Annotated in this window: 14 protein-coding genes; 7 read left to right on the top strand and 7 right to left on the bottom strand. The window is 70.9% G+C overall.

The window, feature by feature from the left end; all coding sequences use genetic code 11:
* Window positions 1-119: 119 nt before the first annotated feature.
* On the top strand, window positions 120-590 hold the full coding sequence (locus D7Y11_RS18950) for an SRPBCC family protein (protein WP_233607330.1): 471 nt from the start codon (window positions 120-122) through the stop codon (window positions 588-590).
* 53 nt (window positions 591-643) lie between these two features.
* Here D7Y11_RS18950 and D7Y11_RS18945 read toward each other — a convergent pair whose 3' ends face one another.
* Complete coding sequence (locus D7Y11_RS18945) at window positions 644-1,798, bottom strand: AAA family ATPase (protein WP_126934379.1); 1,155 nt, start codon at window positions 1,796-1,798, stop codon at window positions 644-646.
* A 45-nt stretch (window positions 1,799-1,843) separates the two neighbouring features.
* Between D7Y11_RS18945 and D7Y11_RS18940 the strand changes: the two genes are divergently transcribed.
* The 3 genes from D7Y11_RS18940 (at window position 1,844) to D7Y11_RS18930 (ending at window position 3,971) form a co-directional block, all read left to right on the top strand.
* Window positions 1,844-2,464 (top strand): hypothetical protein, encoded by a 621-nt coding sequence (locus tag D7Y11_RS18940; RefSeq protein ID WP_121752263.1) that lies wholly within the window; start codon window positions 1,844-1,846, stop codon window positions 2,462-2,464.
* Between the two features lie 20 nt (window positions 2,465-2,484).
* Window positions 2,485-3,195: a YqiA/YcfP family alpha/beta fold hydrolase gene (locus D7Y11_RS18935; protein ID WP_120575721.1), complete on the top strand. Its 711-nt coding sequence runs from the start codon at window positions 2,485-2,487 to the stop codon at window positions 3,193-3,195.
* A 62-nt stretch (window positions 3,196-3,257) separates the two neighbouring features.
* Complete coding sequence (locus D7Y11_RS18930; protein WP_120575722.1) at window positions 3,258-3,971, top strand: esterase family protein; 714 nt, start codon at window positions 3,258-3,260, stop codon at window positions 3,969-3,971.
* 94 nt (window positions 3,972-4,065) lie between these two features.
* Here the strand turns inward: D7Y11_RS18930 and D7Y11_RS18925 are convergent, their stop codons facing one another.
* From D7Y11_RS18925 to D7Y11_RS18905, 5 genes are all read right to left on the bottom strand, one after another.
* A complete protein-coding gene (locus D7Y11_RS18925) occupies window positions 4,066-4,707 on the bottom strand; it encodes a LysM domain-containing protein (protein WP_169820346.1) in 642 nt (213 codons plus the stop codon).
* Window positions 4,708-4,814: 107 nt separating this feature from the next.
* Entirely contained in the window at window positions 4,815-6,221 is a 1,407-nt protein-coding gene (locus D7Y11_RS18920) for an MATE family efflux transporter (protein ID WP_120575724.1), read from the bottom strand.
* Between the two features lie 77 nt (window positions 6,222-6,298).
* Window positions 6,299-8,440 (bottom strand): beta-propeller domain-containing protein, encoded by a 2,142-nt coding sequence (locus D7Y11_RS18915; protein ID WP_126934378.1) that lies wholly within the window; start codon window positions 8,438-8,440, stop codon window positions 6,299-6,301.
* A 133-nt stretch (window positions 8,441-8,573) separates the two neighbouring features.
* A complete protein-coding gene (locus D7Y11_RS18910; protein WP_120599751.1) occupies window positions 8,574-9,746 on the bottom strand; it encodes a TIGR02266 family protein in 1,173 nt (390 codons plus the stop codon).
* 93 nt (window positions 9,747-9,839) lie between these two features.
* Window positions 9,840-11,666 (bottom strand): Hsp70 family protein, encoded by a 1,827-nt coding sequence (locus D7Y11_RS18905; RefSeq protein ID WP_120580865.1) that lies wholly within the window; start codon window positions 11,664-11,666, stop codon window positions 9,840-9,842.
* A gap of 248 nt (window positions 11,667-11,914) precedes the next feature.
* Here D7Y11_RS18905 and D7Y11_RS18900 point away from each other — a divergent pair, with 248 nt between their 5' ends.
* The 3 genes from D7Y11_RS18900 (at window position 11,915) to atpA (ending at window position 15,869) form a co-directional block, all read left to right on the top strand.
* Window positions 11,915-12,457 (top strand): ATP synthase F1 subunit delta, encoded by a 543-nt coding sequence (locus D7Y11_RS18900; protein WP_120580862.1) that lies wholly within the window; start codon window positions 11,915-11,917, stop codon window positions 12,455-12,457.
* Window positions 12,458-12,605: 148 nt separating this feature from the next.
* Entirely contained in the window at window positions 12,606-14,090 is a 1,485-nt protein-coding gene (locus tag D7Y11_RS18895) for an ATP-binding protein (protein WP_126934377.1), read from the top strand.
* 231 nt (window positions 14,091-14,321) lie between these two features.
* Window positions 14,322-15,869, top strand: coding sequence for a F0F1 ATP synthase subunit alpha (gene atpA, locus D7Y11_RS18890; RefSeq protein WP_120580860.1), 1,548 nt, complete (start codon window positions 14,322-14,324; stop codon window positions 15,867-15,869).
* Between the two features lie 79 nt (window positions 15,870-15,948).
* On the opposite strand, the gene D7Y11_RS18885 is transcribed toward atpA, so the two are convergent.
* Window positions 15,949-16,797 (bottom strand): HAD family hydrolase, encoded by an 849-nt coding sequence (locus D7Y11_RS18885; RefSeq protein ID WP_121755065.1) that lies wholly within the window; start codon window positions 16,795-16,797, stop codon window positions 15,949-15,951.
* Window positions 16,798-16,927: the final 130 nt, after the last annotated feature.

The raw sequence follows: 16,927 nt of genomic DNA, 5'->3' as shown, positions 1-16,927 counted from the left end.
CCCGTTGATCACCCCGGCACTCTAACGAACGGGCGTCAGCGCCAACAGAGGGACCAACACGGGACAGGCCCCCGGACTTGAGCTGTACAGCGTCCGGAGCCCTGCTCATGCTCCCGAGCATGAGCACGACCCGGATCCACCACCACCTGAAGGCCCCCCGCTCACGCGTCTACAGCGCCCTGATTGACGCCCGCGCGGTCGCGACATGGATGGTGCCCGACGGCATGACGAGTCAGGTGCACGTCTTCGAACCGCGCGAGGGCGGCGCGTTCCGAATCTCGCTCACCTACGACGCGCCCACGGAGACCGGCAAGACGACCGCGCACACGGACACGCATCACGGCCGCTTCGTGAAGCTCGTGCCGGACGAACAGGTCATCGAAACCACCGAGTTCGAGACCTCCGACCCCGCGCTCCAAGGAGAGATGATCATCACGTTCACGCTCACCGACGCGCAAGACGGAGGCACCGACCTGCTCTCCGTGCACGAAGGACTGCCACCCGGCGTACCGCCCGCGGACAACGAGCTCGGCTGGCGGATGTCCCTGGAGAAGCTCGCGAAGTACGTCGAGCAGAGTCCCTTGCAGTAACGGCACCTTCAGTGCCGTCGGGGCAGGCAACTCCACAGGAGAGGCCACCAGCATCACGCCGCGCGAGTGCTCGCTTCTTCCGCCAGCACCGCAGCCACCGCGCCACGCAACGCACGCAGCGTCTCCGGCAGTGCCTCCGGAGCGAAGCCCGCATCCATCTCGCGCGCCACGCCCTCCAGCTTGAGCCGCCACGCGGCCACCGCGTCCCCGTCCACGGGCCGCGACTCCAGCAACACATGCCCCGCCTGCGCGATGCGCTGGGCCCGAGCCAGAGGCCCCGCGCTCGCCTCCAGCGCCGCGGCCGGCAGCGCCAGGTTCTCCGACGCGGACAGCACGTCGCGCAGCACATCGCGCGCCAGCGCCTGTGCCTCCTTCGTGGGCACCGCGTAGACGAGCGGCCACAGGTCCGCCACGCCCGGCGTCGTCCGCCCCGCCAGCGCCGCGGCGGCAGCCACCAGCCGCTGCACCTTCACCGCGCGCCGGTCCGACAGCGCGATGCCCGCCGCCCGCAACGTCCGCAGCGCCTGCGCCAGGTGCGGCCGCACCGCCCCCAGGTCCGCGCGCCTCGCCGCCTGCGCCACCACGTCCAGGGACTGGAGCGACGCCACTCGCGGCGCCGCGTCCGCCCACAGCGACGCGCCTCCCTCCAGCAGCTCCTCCAACCGAGGATCCGGCACCGGCTCCACGAAGATGCGCGCCAGGAACCGGTCCGCGAACGCGGCCAGCGCGTCATCGTCCGGCAGCGCGTTGGACGCGCCCACGCACACCCTCAGCGGACACTGCATGCGCGTGTGGCCACGCCGGAAGGTGCGCTCGTTCAGCAACCCCAGCAGCGTGTTGAGGATGGCGGTGGAGCCCAGGAACACCTCGTCCAGGAAGGCCACCTCCGCCTCCGGCAACATGCCCGCCGTCTCCGTCTCCACCAGCCCCTCGCGCAGCTTGCGCAGGTCCACCGGCCCGAAGATTTCAGACGGCTCCGTGAAGCGACCCAGCAGGTATTCGAAGTACGCACCACCCAGGCCGCGCGCCGTCCTGCGCACCGCTTCGCTCTTCGCGGTGCCCGGCGGTCCCACCACGAGCAGGTGCTCGCCCGCCACCGCCGACAGCGCCACCAACTCCACCATCGCCTCGCGCTCCACCAACCCCCGACTCGCGTCGGTGAGCGCGTCGCGGACCTCGGCCGCCGCGACCTCGAAAGATACGGACATGCCCGCAAGCCTAGCCTCGCCCCCGGTCCGGCATACAGTGGCGGCATGGATACGAAGTGGAAGTGGCTGGCCCTCGCGGGCGTCCTGTGCTCGGGGCCAGCGGTCGCGGACGGGTGGCACGGCTATGCCTCCCTGGGCGCGGGCATCACCCTGGATCATTTCAGCGACTGGCGCGCCAAGGGCCCCGCCCTCCAGGCCTGGCTCGCCGTGGAGACGCCGCCCGGCCTGTCCCTGGGCGTCGTCTTCGAGACCACCCAGACCTGGGGCCAGCAGTTCGCCGAGGCCCAGAACCCCTCCGAGTTGAGCCGCGTGCAGTTGGACTACACGGCCGTGGGCCTGGAAGCCCGCCTGCGCTTCCTCGGCGACAAGCCGGTGACGCCGTGGGTGGGCGCGCGCCTGGCCAAGAGCTGGTCGCAGCCCTTCACCCCGGACAGCCTGGGCCAGCTGCGCCGCGAGGACTTCGACGTCACCAGCATGGCCTTCCGCGTGGGCCTGGACGGCTGGATCTCCGACCGGTGGGGCATCTCCATCGCCACCGCCATCCAGTTCTGCGACGTGAAGTTCACCAAGGCCGCGGAAGACACCAGCGCCAGCGCGGGCGTCAGCGTGGACATGTGCTCCAAACCGCTCCAGAGCATCGTCGCCGGACCCGTGCTGCGCTTCTAGCGCGGGTACAGTGCGCGCCCATGAACGCGCCGCCCCCCACCCCTGCTCCCCGCTGGCTCTACCTGCACGGCTTCGCCTCCGGCCCCCTCTCCGCCAAGGGCGTCTGGCTGGACGCGCACTGGGCGAAGCAGGGCATTGCCCTGGAGCGCCTCAACCTGCGCGTGCCGTCGCTGGAGCACCTGAGCCTGCACACCATGCTGGACACCGTGCGGGACGCGCTGGGCGCGCCCCATGACCGCGCCGTCCTCATCGGCTCCAGCATGGGCGGGCTCGTCGCCGCGCGCACCGCGGAGCAGGACGCGCGCGTGGGCGCACTGGTGCTGCTGGCCCCCGCCTTCCACTTCGTGGAGCAGCTCCAGCGCCGCCTGGGCCCCCACGCCTGGGCCGAGTGGAAGCGCACGGGCTACCTGGAGACGGATGACCACGCGGAGAAGCGCCGCACGCGCGTGCACCACGGCGTCATGGAGGAGGCCCAGCTCATGGAAACGAAGCGCGGCCCCTGGCCCGATGTGCGCGTGCCCACCCTCATCATCCACGGCCGCCAGGACGACACCTGCGACGTGCGCTATTCGCGCGAGTGGGCCCAGGGCAAGCGCCACGTCCGGCTGGTGGAGGTGGATGACGGCCATGAGCTGACCGCTTCGTTGGAGCTCATCGCGAAGGAGGCGGATGCCTTCCTCACCCCTTGGCGAGGTGTGGAGCAACCCCGGCAGGTGTTCACTGGCGGCTGACCGGTGCGCGTCCGCCCGGCGGTCGTATTCGCGCCGCGAACGCGCCGGGTAAGGTGGCGGCCATGAACCGCGAATACCACCGCTGGCACAGCCCGCGGCTGAACCGGGACATGGAAGTGCTGCTGTACGGGCACTCGGGCGAACCCGTCATCCTGGTGCCCACGAGCAAGGGCCGCTTCTTCCAGGCCGAGGACTTCGGCCTCATCAGCGCCATCGCGGACGGCATCGCCGCGGGCCGCTACGTCGTGGTGTGCGTGGACTCGGTGGATGAGGAGTCCTGGTACAACAAGGACGTCGCCCCCGCCGTGCGCGTGGCCCGCCATGCCCAGTGGGAGGACTACCTGCTGCATGAGGTGGTGCCGCTCGCGAAGGGCCGCGCCGCCGGGGGCCGCCTCACGCTCGCCGGGTGCAGCCTGGGCGGCTTCCACACGTACAACGTGGGCCTGCGCCACCCGGACGTCTTCCAGCGCCTCATCTCCATGGGCGGCAAGTTCGAGACGGAGGACTTCCTCGACGGCCACCACGACGAACAGGTGTACTTCCACACCGCGCCGCAGTGGCTGCCCAACCTGCACGACCTGGGGCGCCTGTCCGCCCTGCGCCGCGTGGAGATGACCCTGGCCGTGGGCGAGCACGACTTCTGCCGCCCCTCCAACGAGAACCTCTCCAAGGTCCTCTGGCAGAAGGACATCGGCAACGACCTGTCCATCTGGGACGGCGGCACCCACGACTGGCCCGTGTGGCGACGGATGATCCGCCAGTACCTGCCGGCCTGAAGTCGCGGCGGATGCCGGACTCGGGACACGACAAAGCCTCCGGTCGGAAGGACCCGGAGGCTTTCGTGATGCGCCATCGTGAGGAGCCGGAGGGCTACTCGATGGGCATGAACACCTTGAAGCCCGAGCGGCCGCTGTTCGTCGTGTTGCGCTCGATGAAGTCGCTGGCGGACGAGTGGCCGTCGCCCAGCGTCACCGCCGTGTGGCCGTAGATGCTGCCCAGGCGCGTGGAGGTGCTCTCCCACGTGAGCACGAGGCCCGGAATCTTCAGCGCGTCTTCCAGGGACATGTCCACCTGGCGGAACTTGTCGCGCGGCAGGTTGTTGTCGATCTGGTTGCCGTTGCCCGACACGCCGATGCCCATGGAGTTGCGGATGGCCCGGCTCACGCCCGTGGCGCACAGGCCCTGGCTGTTGTAGCCGCCCATGCCCATGGCCGCCGCGCGCGCCGCCTCCGCCAGCCGGCGGCCCTTGTCGGTCCCGCCGGTGGGGGCCACGCCCATCGGGCCGCCCACGTCCTGCCCACCGCCCACGCCGCGCCCACCCCGGACGCCCTGACGGCCACCGCCCGCGTCGAAGCTGTCGCGGCTGGAGTGGCCGATGCGCAGCGTCCGACCCGAGAAGATGAGGTCCGGGTTCGAGATGTTGTTGTCGCGCGCCAGCTTCTGCACGGAGGTGCCGAAACGAGCGGCCAGGCCAGAGAGGGTGTCGCCAGGACGGATGCGGTAGTTGGACATGTAGGCTCCTGGGACAATTGTCGGGACTTCCAGATCCAGGTTGCGGCCGTTTCCTAGATTCTTGGAACTTTTCCCTACACTGGAATTTTACACCCCAACAACCCCCATCAGCCCTCCAGGGGCCGGAGGGTGCCCGCGCTGACGCGCCAGAAGCGCCACAGCACGGCGGCGGCCACGGTGATGAGGCCCGCGCACAGGCCCCACCAGATGCCCAGCACGCCCATGCCCAGGTGGAAGCCCAGGAGCAGGGTCAGGGGAAGGCCCACGGCGTAGTGGCCCACGATGTTGGCCACGAAGGTGAAGCGCGTCTGTCCCGCGCCGCGCAGCACGCCCGCGCCCACGCCCTGCACGCCGTCGAAGACCTGGAAGATGGCGCTCACCATCAGCAGGGGCAGCAGCAGCGGCAGCACCTCCGGCGGAGCTCCGGCCAGCGTCGCCAGGCTCCGGGGGAAGAGCGCGAACACGAGCCCGCCGAGCGACATGACCCCCGCGCCGAGGGCGAAGGCCATCAGCCCGCTCCTGCGGGCCTGCGGCGTGTCGTGCGCGCCCACGGCCCAGCCCACCCGCACGCTGCCCGCGTTGCCGATGCCCAGCGCCATGGTGAAGGTGAGGCTGGCGAAGGAGATGGCGATTTGATGCGCGCCCACGCTCTCCGGCCCCAGCTTCGCGGACAGCACGCCCGCCAGCGCGAAGACGCCCACCTCCGCCGCGATGTGCAGGCCAATGGGCAGCCCCACCCGGAACGCCCGCAGCTGATCCGCCTTCACCGGCCTGCGTGACGGCGTGCCCGGCACGGGGATGGCCTGCACCGCCCGCGCGACGATGAGCACCTCCAGCGCCGTGCACAGGAGCGTGGACAGCGCCGCGCCCGCCGCGCCCATGGCCGGCACGTGGGTGAGCGGTCCCGCCCACGCGGGCAACGACTCGCCGCCGAAGACGAACAGCGGCACCAGCATCACGTTGATGATGTTGGCCAGCACGGCGGACACCACCAGCGGCCGGGGCGTCCCGATGGCCTGCAGGTACGCGCGCACCGTGAGGAAGATGAGCATCAGGGGCAGGCTGGGCGCGCGGAAGTGCAGGAAGGCGCGCACCTGGACGATCTGCTCCTCGGCCACGCCCACCCATGGCAGGCCGGACGGCACGGTGATGAGCACCGCCCACAGCACCACGCCCACGAAGGCGGACAACCACACGCCCTGCCAGAGCACGTCCCGAGCGCGGCGCGGGTGGCCGGCGCCAATGGCCTGGGACACCAGCGGGTCCACGCCCATCATCAGCCCCATACCGAAGCTGCTGACGGCGAAGAAGAGGGCGTGGCTCAGGCCCACCGCCGCCAGGGCGGACGTACCGGCCCGGCCGACGATGAAGGTGTCCGTCACGCTCATCAGGGACTGGCCCGCCTGCGCGATGCACAGGGGAATCGCCAGCCGGAGCAGGGCGCGCAGCTCCCCCTTCGCGCCGCGGGCCGGGGGGGAGGACGACACGGAGGGCTCGACGGCTTCGGGCGGCATGACGGGGCCTATAGGGAAGGGATTGCGCTGGTGCAAGCGACGCAATCCCCGACCCCGTCTGACGCCCGCCCGCCCCGTCAGGGAGTGCTGACCGGAAACGGAACCGTGACGAGCGGCGTCTGGAGGCTGTCCACCTTCGACACGCGCACCCCCGCGTCGCTGATGGCGTAGACGTAGTCATCCGCCATCACGCTGCGGCGCACATCCGGCACGTAGTAGTAGCTCCACTGCGGCATGCCCGTGGTCTTGAACAGGTCCGACATGGGCACCGCGCCCACCGGGGAGATGCCCGCCGCCAGGTCCACCCGGAACACGCGCAGCTCCGTGCGGAAGCCCTGCCAGTAGTTCTCATAGGACGAGTAGGACCTCGAGTAGTCCGTGAACGGGATGGCCACCAGCCCCTTGGCCGCGAAGTAGTTGAAGGCCTTGTGCTCGTAGAGGGCCTCGCTCCAGCCGTAGGCCTCGCCCACCAGCTGCGTGGCGGCCTCCTTCGGGTTCGCCAGGTCGCTCACGTCGAAGAGGGACAGCTTCAGCGTGCTCGTCCCGCAGCAGCCGCCGTTGGGCTCCGTGTGGATGCCCATCGTCAGCAGGTGGTGGTCACCCACCGGGTGCATGTACGTGGAGAAGCCGGGCACCTTCAGCTCACCCACCTTGCGCGGGTGCGCCGGGTCGCTCAGGTCGAAGGTGAAGAGCGGATCCACCTGGAGGAAGGTGACGACGTAGCCGCGCGGGCCCGCGAAGCGCGCGCTGAAGATGCGCTCACCCTCGGCCAGGTCCTCGCTGCGGCCCAGCTCCGCCAGCTGCCCGTTCTTCACGCCCAGCGTCGTCACGCGGCTGGCCGTCGTGGTGCGGCCCCACCACCAGTCCTGGTGCTCCGGCTCCGGGAGGCGCGTGGTGACCGTGGTGGCCATGCGCAGCACGCCCTGGTACTCGTCCAGGGCGAACTGGTTGACGGGCGTGCCCTCCACCGTGCCGGAGCCCGCGTACACCGCGCGGCCCGGCTGGCGCAGGTCGAACTTGTGCAGGTAGGTGAAGTCCTTCTGCCCCGGCTGCGGCCACCACCAGTAATGCGAGTGCGCCAGGTACAGCGATTCCTTGGACGCGTACACCGTGCCCGGCTCCGCCACCAGGCTGGTGCGCCCCGGCGCCGCCGTGCGCGCGTCCAGGTCCAGCGAGGCCACCGTCACGAAGCCCAGCGCGGACGGCGCGTTGCTCCGGTAGAAGTCACCGCAAGACGTGGGCAGCGCCGTCGTCACCCCGTCCGCGTCCACGTGCCGGCCCGCGGGCAACCACTGGTCCAGCGTGTTCGCGCGGATGCGCTTCTCGTTCTCGACGATGAGCGCGTCGATGGTCTTGGTGAGCTTCCCCTCGTCCTTGTAGAGGTCCTCCGAGTACTCCACCCAGAACTTCACGTCCTCCGGCCAGCGGAACGCGTCCGACAGCACCAGCCGCACGTTGCTGTCCACGCGGCGCGCCTGGTTGAAGACGCCGGGCAGGTAGACCTGATCCACCACCGTGGGGTGCGCCACGTCCGACACGTCCACCGTGGTCACCTTGGTGCTGTCCGCGTTGTAGTAGCCGCAGCCGAAGCCGTAGCAGGCCATGTCCGCGACGGGCACCATGCCCCCGCCCACGCACCCGCCCACCTTCGTCGGGGTGCCCGGCAGCGACAGCGCCACCTGCGAGACGATGACCAGCCGGTTCTTCTCGTCGAGCAGCATCTCCCGGGGCCAGCCCTCCACTTCCAGCGTCGCCGCCAGCGTCAGCTGCTCCGCGGGCCACGAGCGGTGCGCGTACAGCCGGTTGCCCGACAGCACGAAGATGCGCGTGCCGTCGTTCTGCACGAAGTCCGACTCGTGCACGCCCTCCACCTGGTTGTTGGTGCCGGTGGAGTCATTCGGCGCCTGGCTGCCGCCGCCGGCGTTCACGCCGCCCCCCGCCGAGTCCTCCGCGGGCATGGGGCCAAAGACGACGCCGCCGCGCGTCCCCCGGCCGAAGCGATCCCAATAACCGGGCTTCTGCTGCTCCAGGTTCGCGCGCATCTGCTTCGTCGCGGTGTCCTCGATGTACTGCTCCAGCGCCGAGCAGTCGTCGAAGGTCGTGAGCTTCAGCGACTGCTGCACGGGTTCGTTGTCCAGGCCCTCCGGGGCCTTGCCCCCGTCACCGCACCCCACCGCCAGCAGCGTGAGCCCCACCGTTCCGAAAAGACGTAGACGCATGCGTGAATCCTCCCTCGAAAGTCGACTGCCTCGCGGGGCTCGGCGCTTTGCCACGCCCATGCCAGGGGAGAATCCCGTCGCTTCTGTCCGTGATTGCGGGGGGTTGGGAGGCGCGCGGGGTCACCCGCCGCTCTCAGAAACCTGAGGCGCGCACGGGACTGGCGGTGGGAAAACCGAGGGACTGGGGCACGAAGCGCACAAAGCGCTGCTGCAGCTGCGCGTCCATGCCTTCCAGCCGCAGGCCCATGCCCGTCTGCGAGCGGAACGCGCTCCCCATCCCGGGCGGGTTGCACCACGCCACCACCGCCTGCGCCTCGCAGGGCGTGCGCTGGCCGGCCATCACCAGGCGCAGGGACAGCCTCGAGCCCTCGCGCGCGGGCGTGAGCGTGCGTACGAAGAGGCCCTGGGGGCTGGCGTCATGGCTGAAGCCACTGAGCGTGGGGCCACCCGGCGTGTTGAACTCCACCACGGTGAAGAAGGGCACCCGCTCCGCGGCCCTCAAGGGGAGCGTGCCCTGCGACAGGCGAGCCAGCACCTTCGCCAGCAGCTCGTCCGCGCCCAGCTGCCGCTTGAGCAACAGCGGCGCGCCGCTCAGCTCCTGCGCGCGCTCCAGCACGTCCGGTGCCTCCTCCACCCGCGACATCAGGACCAGCGGCTTGCGTGGGAACTGCTCGCGCAGGCGCGTGGCCAGCGACAGGGCCTCCCGAGGCAGCCGCGACACGTCCACCACGAAGCCGTCCAGCCGCTCGCCCTGGGCCACGGCCTGCGCCGCCGCGTCATCCAGGTCCTTGGCGTAGAGCACGTGCATCCCCTCGTGCTCCAGCGCTCCGCCCAGGAAGGTGTGCAGGAACCGGCCGCCCTCCACCAGCAGCACGCCCCGGCCGCGCGGAGGGCCCGTCCAGGCGCGCTCACGCGACAACCGCACCGCGGCCACCTTCGCCGCCAGCGCCTCCTGGCTCACCGGCTTGGGCAGGAAGTCGTCCGCGCCCGCGCGCCCACAGTGCATCACCTCATGGGGTTCATCCGCCGCGGTGAACATCACCACCGGGACGTTGCGCCCCGCGGGGTGCGCCTTGACCAGGCGGCAGGCCTCGTCCCCCTGGAGCTTCTCCAGGTGCAGGTCCATCAGGATGAGCGCCGGCGTCCGCTGCGCCAGCTCCGCCAGGCACGCATCCGCCCCCTCCAGACCCACCGCGTCACAGCCCATGCGCGACAGGTGCAGCCGCATCACGTCCCGCGCGGTCCGCGAGTCGTCCACCACGAAGACCAGATCTCTCGGGCGAGGAGAAAAGCCGGGGGTCGTCATGACTCCCGGAGATACGCGGACTCCAGGGAAGGCACCACGGACCCGGCGCCACAACGTGAGCTGGTGGACGCCTTTTCCGTGCGCCGCGGGACGTCAGCCGCGGGGCTCCGCGCGGCCGGACAGCAACTTCGTGAGCTGACGGGCAATGAGGGCGCACTGCGCGGCGTCACCGGCGGCCAGCGCGTCCTTGCCGCCCACCAGCAGCTGCTGCACGGTGCCCACGGCGGACTCGGCCTCCGGGCTGGGGTTCTCCCGGGCGCTCTGCTGGAGCAGGCGGGCCAGCTTCTCCCCGCGCTCCAACAGCTTGCGGAAGGTCTCCTCCGCCTTGCGCGCGTCCACCACGCCCTGCGCCTGGGCGTAGTGGGACTGCTCCTGGCCCAGCTTCTCCGCCTCGCCCTGCGGCAGGCCGGCCCGGGCCTCCAGGCGCACCAGCTCCATGTGGCCGGAGGTCAGGTCGGTGGCCTGCACGGAGAGGATGCCCTCGCCGGACAACTCGAAGACGACCTCCAGCGGCGTCTCCCCGCGGTTGGCGACGTGCAGGTTCTTGAGGACCACCTCGCCCAGCTTGTGGTTCTCGTCCTGGAACTCGCTCTCCCCCTGGTACACGGGGATGCGCGCCTCGGACTGGCCGGAGGTGCCCGGGAAGAAGATGTCCCTCGCCACCACCGGTACGCCCGTGTTCTTGGGGATGAGCCGCTTCACCCGGCCGCCCATCACGCCCACGCCCAGGCTCTGGCTGGCCACGTCCAGCAGCAGCGCCTGCCCCGCCTGCCGGACCAGCTCGTCCGCCTGCACCGCGGCGCCCAGCGCCACGGCCTCGTCCGGGTGCACGTCCGTGGAGGGCGCGCGGCCGAAGAAGTCCGCCACCAGCCGGCGCACCAGCGGCACGCGGGTCATCCCGCCCACCAGCAGCACCACGTCCACCGAGCGCGGATCCATCCGCGCCTCCGCCATCACGCTCTTGCAGACGTCCAGGCAGCGGCGCGACAGCGGCTCCGACAGCGTCTCGAAGAAGCTGCGCGTGAGCGCGGTGTTGATTTCGGTGAAGCGCTTCACGCCCGCCGTGTGGTCGCCCAGGCCGGACACGGAGATGAGGGCCTCCTCGGACTCGGTCAGCTCGCGCTTGGCCGCCTCCGCCGCCACCTTCAGGCGCCGCAGCGACTGCGCGTCCTTGGAGACCGCCTCCTGGAAGGCGTCCTCCACCTGCGCCAGCAGCCACTGGACGATGCGCTGGTCGAAGTCCTCGCCGCCCAGCGCGTGGTCGCCGCCCGTGGCCTTCACCTCGAAGACGCCCGCCTTCACGTCCAGGATGGACACGTCGAAGGTGCCGCCGCCCAGGTCGAACACCAGCGCGCTGCCCTCGAAGCCGCGGGACAGGCCGTACGCCAGCGCCGCCGCGGTGGGCTCGTTGACCAGCCGCACCACCTCCAACCCCGCGATGGCCGCCGCTTCCCGCGTGGCCTGGCGCTGGTTGTCGTCGAAGTTCGCGGGGACGGTGATGACGCACTTGCGCACGTCACGTCCGAAGTGCGCCTGCGCGTCCAGGCGCAGCTCGCCCAGGATGAAGGCGGACACCTGCGTCGCGGGCAGCACGCGGCCGGACAGCTTCACGCGCACGTCGCCCGTGGGGCCGGCCACCAGGGGATACGGCACCACCGCCTTCGCCTGCTGCACCAGCTCTGGCGTGTAGCGGCGTCCCAGGAAGCGCTTGGTGGCCCACACCACCGCGTCCGGGTGCTCCTCCCCCAGGGCCTGGGCCGGCTGCCCCACCAGGCGGTCGCCCGCCCGGGTGAGGCCTACCACCGAGGGCGTGAGGCGTCCTCCCGCACGTGAGGGGATGAGGCGCGGGCGTCCTTCTTCCACGGTCGCGACGACGCTGTTGGTGGTGCCCAGGTCGATGCCGATGACAGGTTCTTGCATGGCGAGGGTGGGGCCCACGCTACGGGTAAGCGCCCACTTCCGCCAAGTCCTGTCGCACCCCGGCCGTCCGTTGCCGGGCGCCGGCCTGCCTTCAAGGGCCCGGGGGCGGTCACCAGCACACACCCGGGGACGCTTCCCCGCCCGCTCTCTCCATGGACCTCGGGAGGCCCCAAGCGGCCACGGAGATCCAACGCATGGCGCCGGCATCATTGCCGCCAGGGACGCCCCATGCTAAGGGCGCCAGCGTCATGGTGAACGTCTCCATCGCCCGCCGCTACGCCCGCGCCATCCTCGACGTCGCAGCGGAAGGCAACCGCACCGACGCCGTCGCGGAGCAGCTCAACGCCTTCGCCGCTGTCGTGGGCCAGAGCCCCGACCTGTCGGACGTGCTGCTCAACCCCGCCTACAGCCGCGCCCAGCGCAGCCACGTGGTGGAGGCCCTGCTCCAGGCCATGCCCTCCCCCGCGGAGCCCGCGCTCGCCAACGCGGTGCGCCTGCTGGTGGACCGCAACCGCCTGGGCTACCTGCCCGACATCGCCCGGCTCTACCGCGACATGGCGGACGCCCGCGCGGGCCGCGTCCGGGGCCAGGTCACCAGCGCCGCCCCGCTCTCCGCGGACGCCCTCACCCAGCTCCAGCAGTCGCTCCAGCAGCTGACCCAGCGCAACGTCGTGCTGGAGACCAAGGTGGATCCGTCCCTGCTCGGCGGTGTGGCCGCGCAGGTCGGTGGCACCCTCTACGACGGCACCCTGCGCACCCAGCTGGAGCAGCTGCGCCGCGAGCTGAAGTAACCCCTCCCTCACTCCCGGTGCGGCAGACGTGCCGGGTTGTCAGGGTTGCCCCGTAGTCCTAGTCAAACCTGTATTTCCCGTCCGCTCTGGGAATGGGTATACTTCTGGGCAACGCGGACAAGCCCGCGTTTTCCGAGACCACCCGCCCATGTCGCAGCCTGTGTTCCAACGGCTTCCCGGAGCCCTTCCGTCCCCGGGGGTTCCCGAGGAAACCCTGCCCTTTCTGGGTGCGTTGCTCAACGCGCCGGGTTGGGGGGTGGCGCTGGTGGACGGGGACTCCCGCCTCGTCTGGATGAACGACCTGCTGGCTTCGCTGAGCGGCCGCCCGGCGCAGCTGTGCGTGGGGCGCTTCCTCTCGGAGGCGTGGCCCGGCCTGGCGCCGCCGCTGTCTCCGCTGCTGGCGCGGGCGCAGTCCGGTGAGCGCGTGGCGGAGGAGCTGGTGTCGGGCCGCTTCGGCGAGGTGGGCACGCTGCGCCACCTGACCGTGAGCGCCATGCCTGCGGCCCCTTCCTCGGGCGTGCTCCTGCTCCTGCGAGACTCCTCCGCGCGCCTGCGCGAAGAGGCGGCGCTGCGCGCGAGCGAGGAGCACATGCGCTCCATCGTGGAGATCTCCTGCGACGGGTACTTCTTCCACGAGCGTGGGCAGTTCCTGGACATCAGCCCCGGCCTGGGCCGCCTGATGGGCTACTACGAGACGGCGGAGCTGATCGGCCGGAACATCCTGGACTGCGTGGCGCCGGAGTTCCGCGCCCCCGCGCGCGACGTGATGGACCGCGGCGTGGAGGCCCCGTACGAGCTGGCCGTGCTCCACCGCGACGGCCGCCGCATCCCCGTGGAGGTCATGGGCCGGCCGGCGACGTTCCAGGGCCGCTCGGTGCGCATGGGCGCGGTGTGGGACGTGAGCATCCGCAAGGCCGCCGAGGAGCGCCTGATGCGGATGGAGCACTTCCGCGACCAGTTCCTGGACGCGGCGGGGGACGGCTTCAAGGCCCCGCTCCAGTCGCTCCAGTGCGACGTGCTCGCCCTCCAGCACGCTCCGTCGATGCCAGAAGCCCTGACCGAACAGGTTGGACGGGTGGGCCAGGGCGTGCGCCGGGTGGAACGGCTGATCCGCCAGCTCCTGGACTTCACCCGTTCCCGGCTGTCCAACGGCCTGCCCGTGCACCCCTCCTCCGTCCACCTGGGCCAGCTGGCGGAGCGCGTGCTGGCGGACCGGCAGCGGGCCCACCCGGGCCGCGACCTGCGGCTCGTCGCCAGCGGCGACCTGAAGGGCACCTGGGACGGCGAGCGGATCTCCCAGCTGATGGACTCCCTGGTGGGCAACGCCCTGCACCACGGCCCGGTGTCCTCCTCCGTGGTGCTCCAACTGACGGGGCGCTTCGACGGGGTGACGGTGCAGGTGCACGACCCGGATTGCCGGGTGCCGCCGGAGTACCAGGGCACCCTCTTCGAGCCGTTCAAGCACCGCGCCCTGTGCTCCGCGGATGACGGGCTGGGGCTGTCGCTCTTCATCGTGCGGCAGATCGCCCTGGCCCATGGCGGGCGCATCTCCGTGGAGTCGGGGGCGGCGGACGGCACCCGCTTCATCGTGTGGCTGCCCCGCGAGGATGGCCTCCCCGCGTCCGGCGCCTGAAGCCGGGCCCGGCGCCGGGCTCCCTGGGCTTGCGAGCAGGCGGGGCCCCTCACGTCCGGGGTGCCTGCTTACGTGCGCGATAAAGGGGTGCGGGGGTGGGGGAAGGCCCTGGCGCGTGGCGCGTTGCGAGAGTCCCGGTGCCCGTGATAGGGGGCCACCCGGTACATCAAGATTCGCGGCGGCCATCCCCGTTTCCTCAGGCCGCCCCCTCCGCAAGGACGCTAGACGCCCATGGAAATCCGCGCCGACGAGATCAGCAGAATCATCCGGGAGCAGATCAAGGACTACGGCAAGAAGGTCACCGTCGCCGAGACCGGCACCGTGCTGTCCGTGGGCGACGGTATCGCCCGCGTGTACGGCCTGGAGGGTGCGCTCGCCGGTGAGCTGGTGGAGTTCGCCAACGGCGTGCAGGGGCTGGTCCTCAACCTGGAAGAGGACAACGTCGGCGTCGCCATCATGGGTGAGTTCAAGGACATCCGCGAGGGTGACACCGTGAAGCGCACCCAGCAGATCGCCTCCGTGCCGGTGGGCAAGGGCCTGCTGGGCCGCGTGGTGAACGCGCTGGGCCAGCCGGTGGACGGCAAGGGCCCCATCGAGGCCACCGAGCACCGCCGCCTGGAGGTGAAGGCGCCCGGCATCGTGAAGCGCAAGTCCGTGCACGAGCCCCTGCAGACGGGCATCAAGGCGCTGGACGCGCTGGTGCCGGTGGGCCGCGGTCAGCGCGAGCTCATCATCGGTGACCGCCAGACGGGCAAGACGGCCGTCGCCATCGACGCCATCATCAACCAGAAGGGCCTGGGCGTTTACTGCGTCTACGTCGCCATCGGGCAGAAGCAGTCCACCGTCGCGCAGGTGGTGGAGAAGCTGAACAAGTACGGCGCCATGGAGTACACGGTGGTCGTCGCCGCGAACGCGTCCGACCCGGCGCCCATGCAGTACTTCGCGCCGTACGCGGGCGTCGCCATCGGCGAGTACTTCCGCGACAACAAGATGCACGGCCTCATCGTGTACGACGACCTCTCCAAGCAGGCCGTGGCGTACCGCCAGCTGTCCCTGCTCCTGCGCCGCCCGCCGGGCCGCGAGGCGTACCCGGGCGACGTGTTCTACATCCACAGCCGCCTGCTGGAGCGCGCCGCCAAGCTGTCCGACGAGGAGGGCGCGGGCTCCCTCACGGCGCTCCCCATCATCGAGACGCAGGCGGGTGACGTGTCCGCCTACATCCCGACGAACGTCATCTCCATCACCGACGGGCAGATCTTCCTGGAGACGGACCTGTTCTTCGCCGGCGTCCGTCCGGCCATCAACGTCGGTCTCTCCGTGTCGCGCGTGGGTTCCGCGGCGCAGATCAAGGCCATGAAGCAGGTCGCGGGCTCCATGAAGCTGGAGCTGGCGCAGTACCGCGAGCTGGCCGCCTTCGCCCAGTTCGGCTCCGACCTGGACAAGGCCACGCAGGAGACGCTGGCGCGCGGCGCCCGCATGGTGGAGCTGCTCAAGCAGGGCCAGTACGAGCCGCTCTCCGTCGAGCGTCAGGTCATCCAGATCTACGCGGCGACCAACAAGGACGACGCCGGCAAGCGCGGGTGGATCCGCCAGGTGCCGGTGGGCGACGTGGTCCGCTGGATGAAGGAGATGCTGGAGTTCGTGGACAGCAAGTACCCGAACATCGTCTCCGACCTGGTCGCCAAGCGGGAGCTGACCGCTGACATCAAGGCGAACATCAACAAGGCGTTCACCGAGTTCAACGACCTGTTCCAGGCGACCCCGGGCGCCAAGGTCTAAGCTTCGCGCCCCACGCGCGGTGCCTTGACGGACAGCCCCGCCCTCCCTTCAAACGGGAGGCGGGGCTTTTCGTTCGTCTTCAGCGCAGCCGGGGCAGGATGGCGCGCAGGCTCTTGTCCGCGCTGCCTCGCGTGCCCAGGCGCTGCACGGCGGCGCGCTCGTAGGGCATCACGTTGGCGCGCTCCACCAGCTGCACGTGCGCGCCCAGCGCGGCGGGCATGGCCAGGTCCAGTTCGAAGATGTCGCCCGCGACGAGCGTGGACTCCGGGCCCGTGTGCGTGGCGTCCCAGATGCGCTTGAGCGCGGAGAAGTAGCGCCCGCGCTTGAGGTACACCGGCCGGCCCAGCACGCCGTCCAGGTGGAGCGCTTCCGGCAGCGCGTCGAAGCGCGCGTCCTTCGGCTCCGTGTCCTCCAGCTGGAACTTGCGCGCGTCGCCGAAGACCTTCAGCCGCTCGCGGCCCTTGGGGGCCAGCTTGTCCAGCTTCGCCTCCACCAGCTCCGTGTGCGCGTTCGTCACCACCGACACGGGCAGGCCCGTGGCGAGCAGCGCCTCCAGCACCTCCTTCGCCTCCGCCTTGAAGGCCGTGGCCGAGTGCCGGTACGCCTCCCGGTACAGCGTCTGCACCGTGTCCGTGCGCAGCGCTTCGTCGTCGCCCTTGCCGAAGCGCTTGAGCAGCCGGTGCGCGGTGCAGGTGGCCGTCAGGTAGGGGTCCGCGGTGGCCGGCGCCACGATGCGCCCCGCGACCTCCCAGCCGTACTGGTCCACGCCCTCATGCAGCGCGGCGACCTCCTCCGCCCACGCCTGGGACGCGTCCTGCCCCAGCACCCCGTACAGCGCGTCCTGGAAGTGCTTGAGGAAGGGCTCGCCCTCCGCCAGCACGTCCGTGAAGGTCCCATCGAAGTCCAGCACCACGCACGCGATTCCCATCCACCTGTCCTTGCAGCCCGGCCGCTTGGAAGCGCGGCCGTGAACGAAAGCCCCGAATGACGCCCCGTCGGCCGCTCCGAATCAAGCCCCCTGCCCTGCCTCCGGGTGGAGGCCGGTGCCAACTCCCGGA

It is taken from the genome of Corallococcus sp. AB018 (assembly GCF_003986945.1).
Lineage (GTDB): Bacteria > Myxococcota > Myxococcia > Myxococcales > Myxococcaceae > Corallococcus > Corallococcus exiguus.
This window is presented reverse-complemented; position numbering and strand designations above follow the sequence as displayed.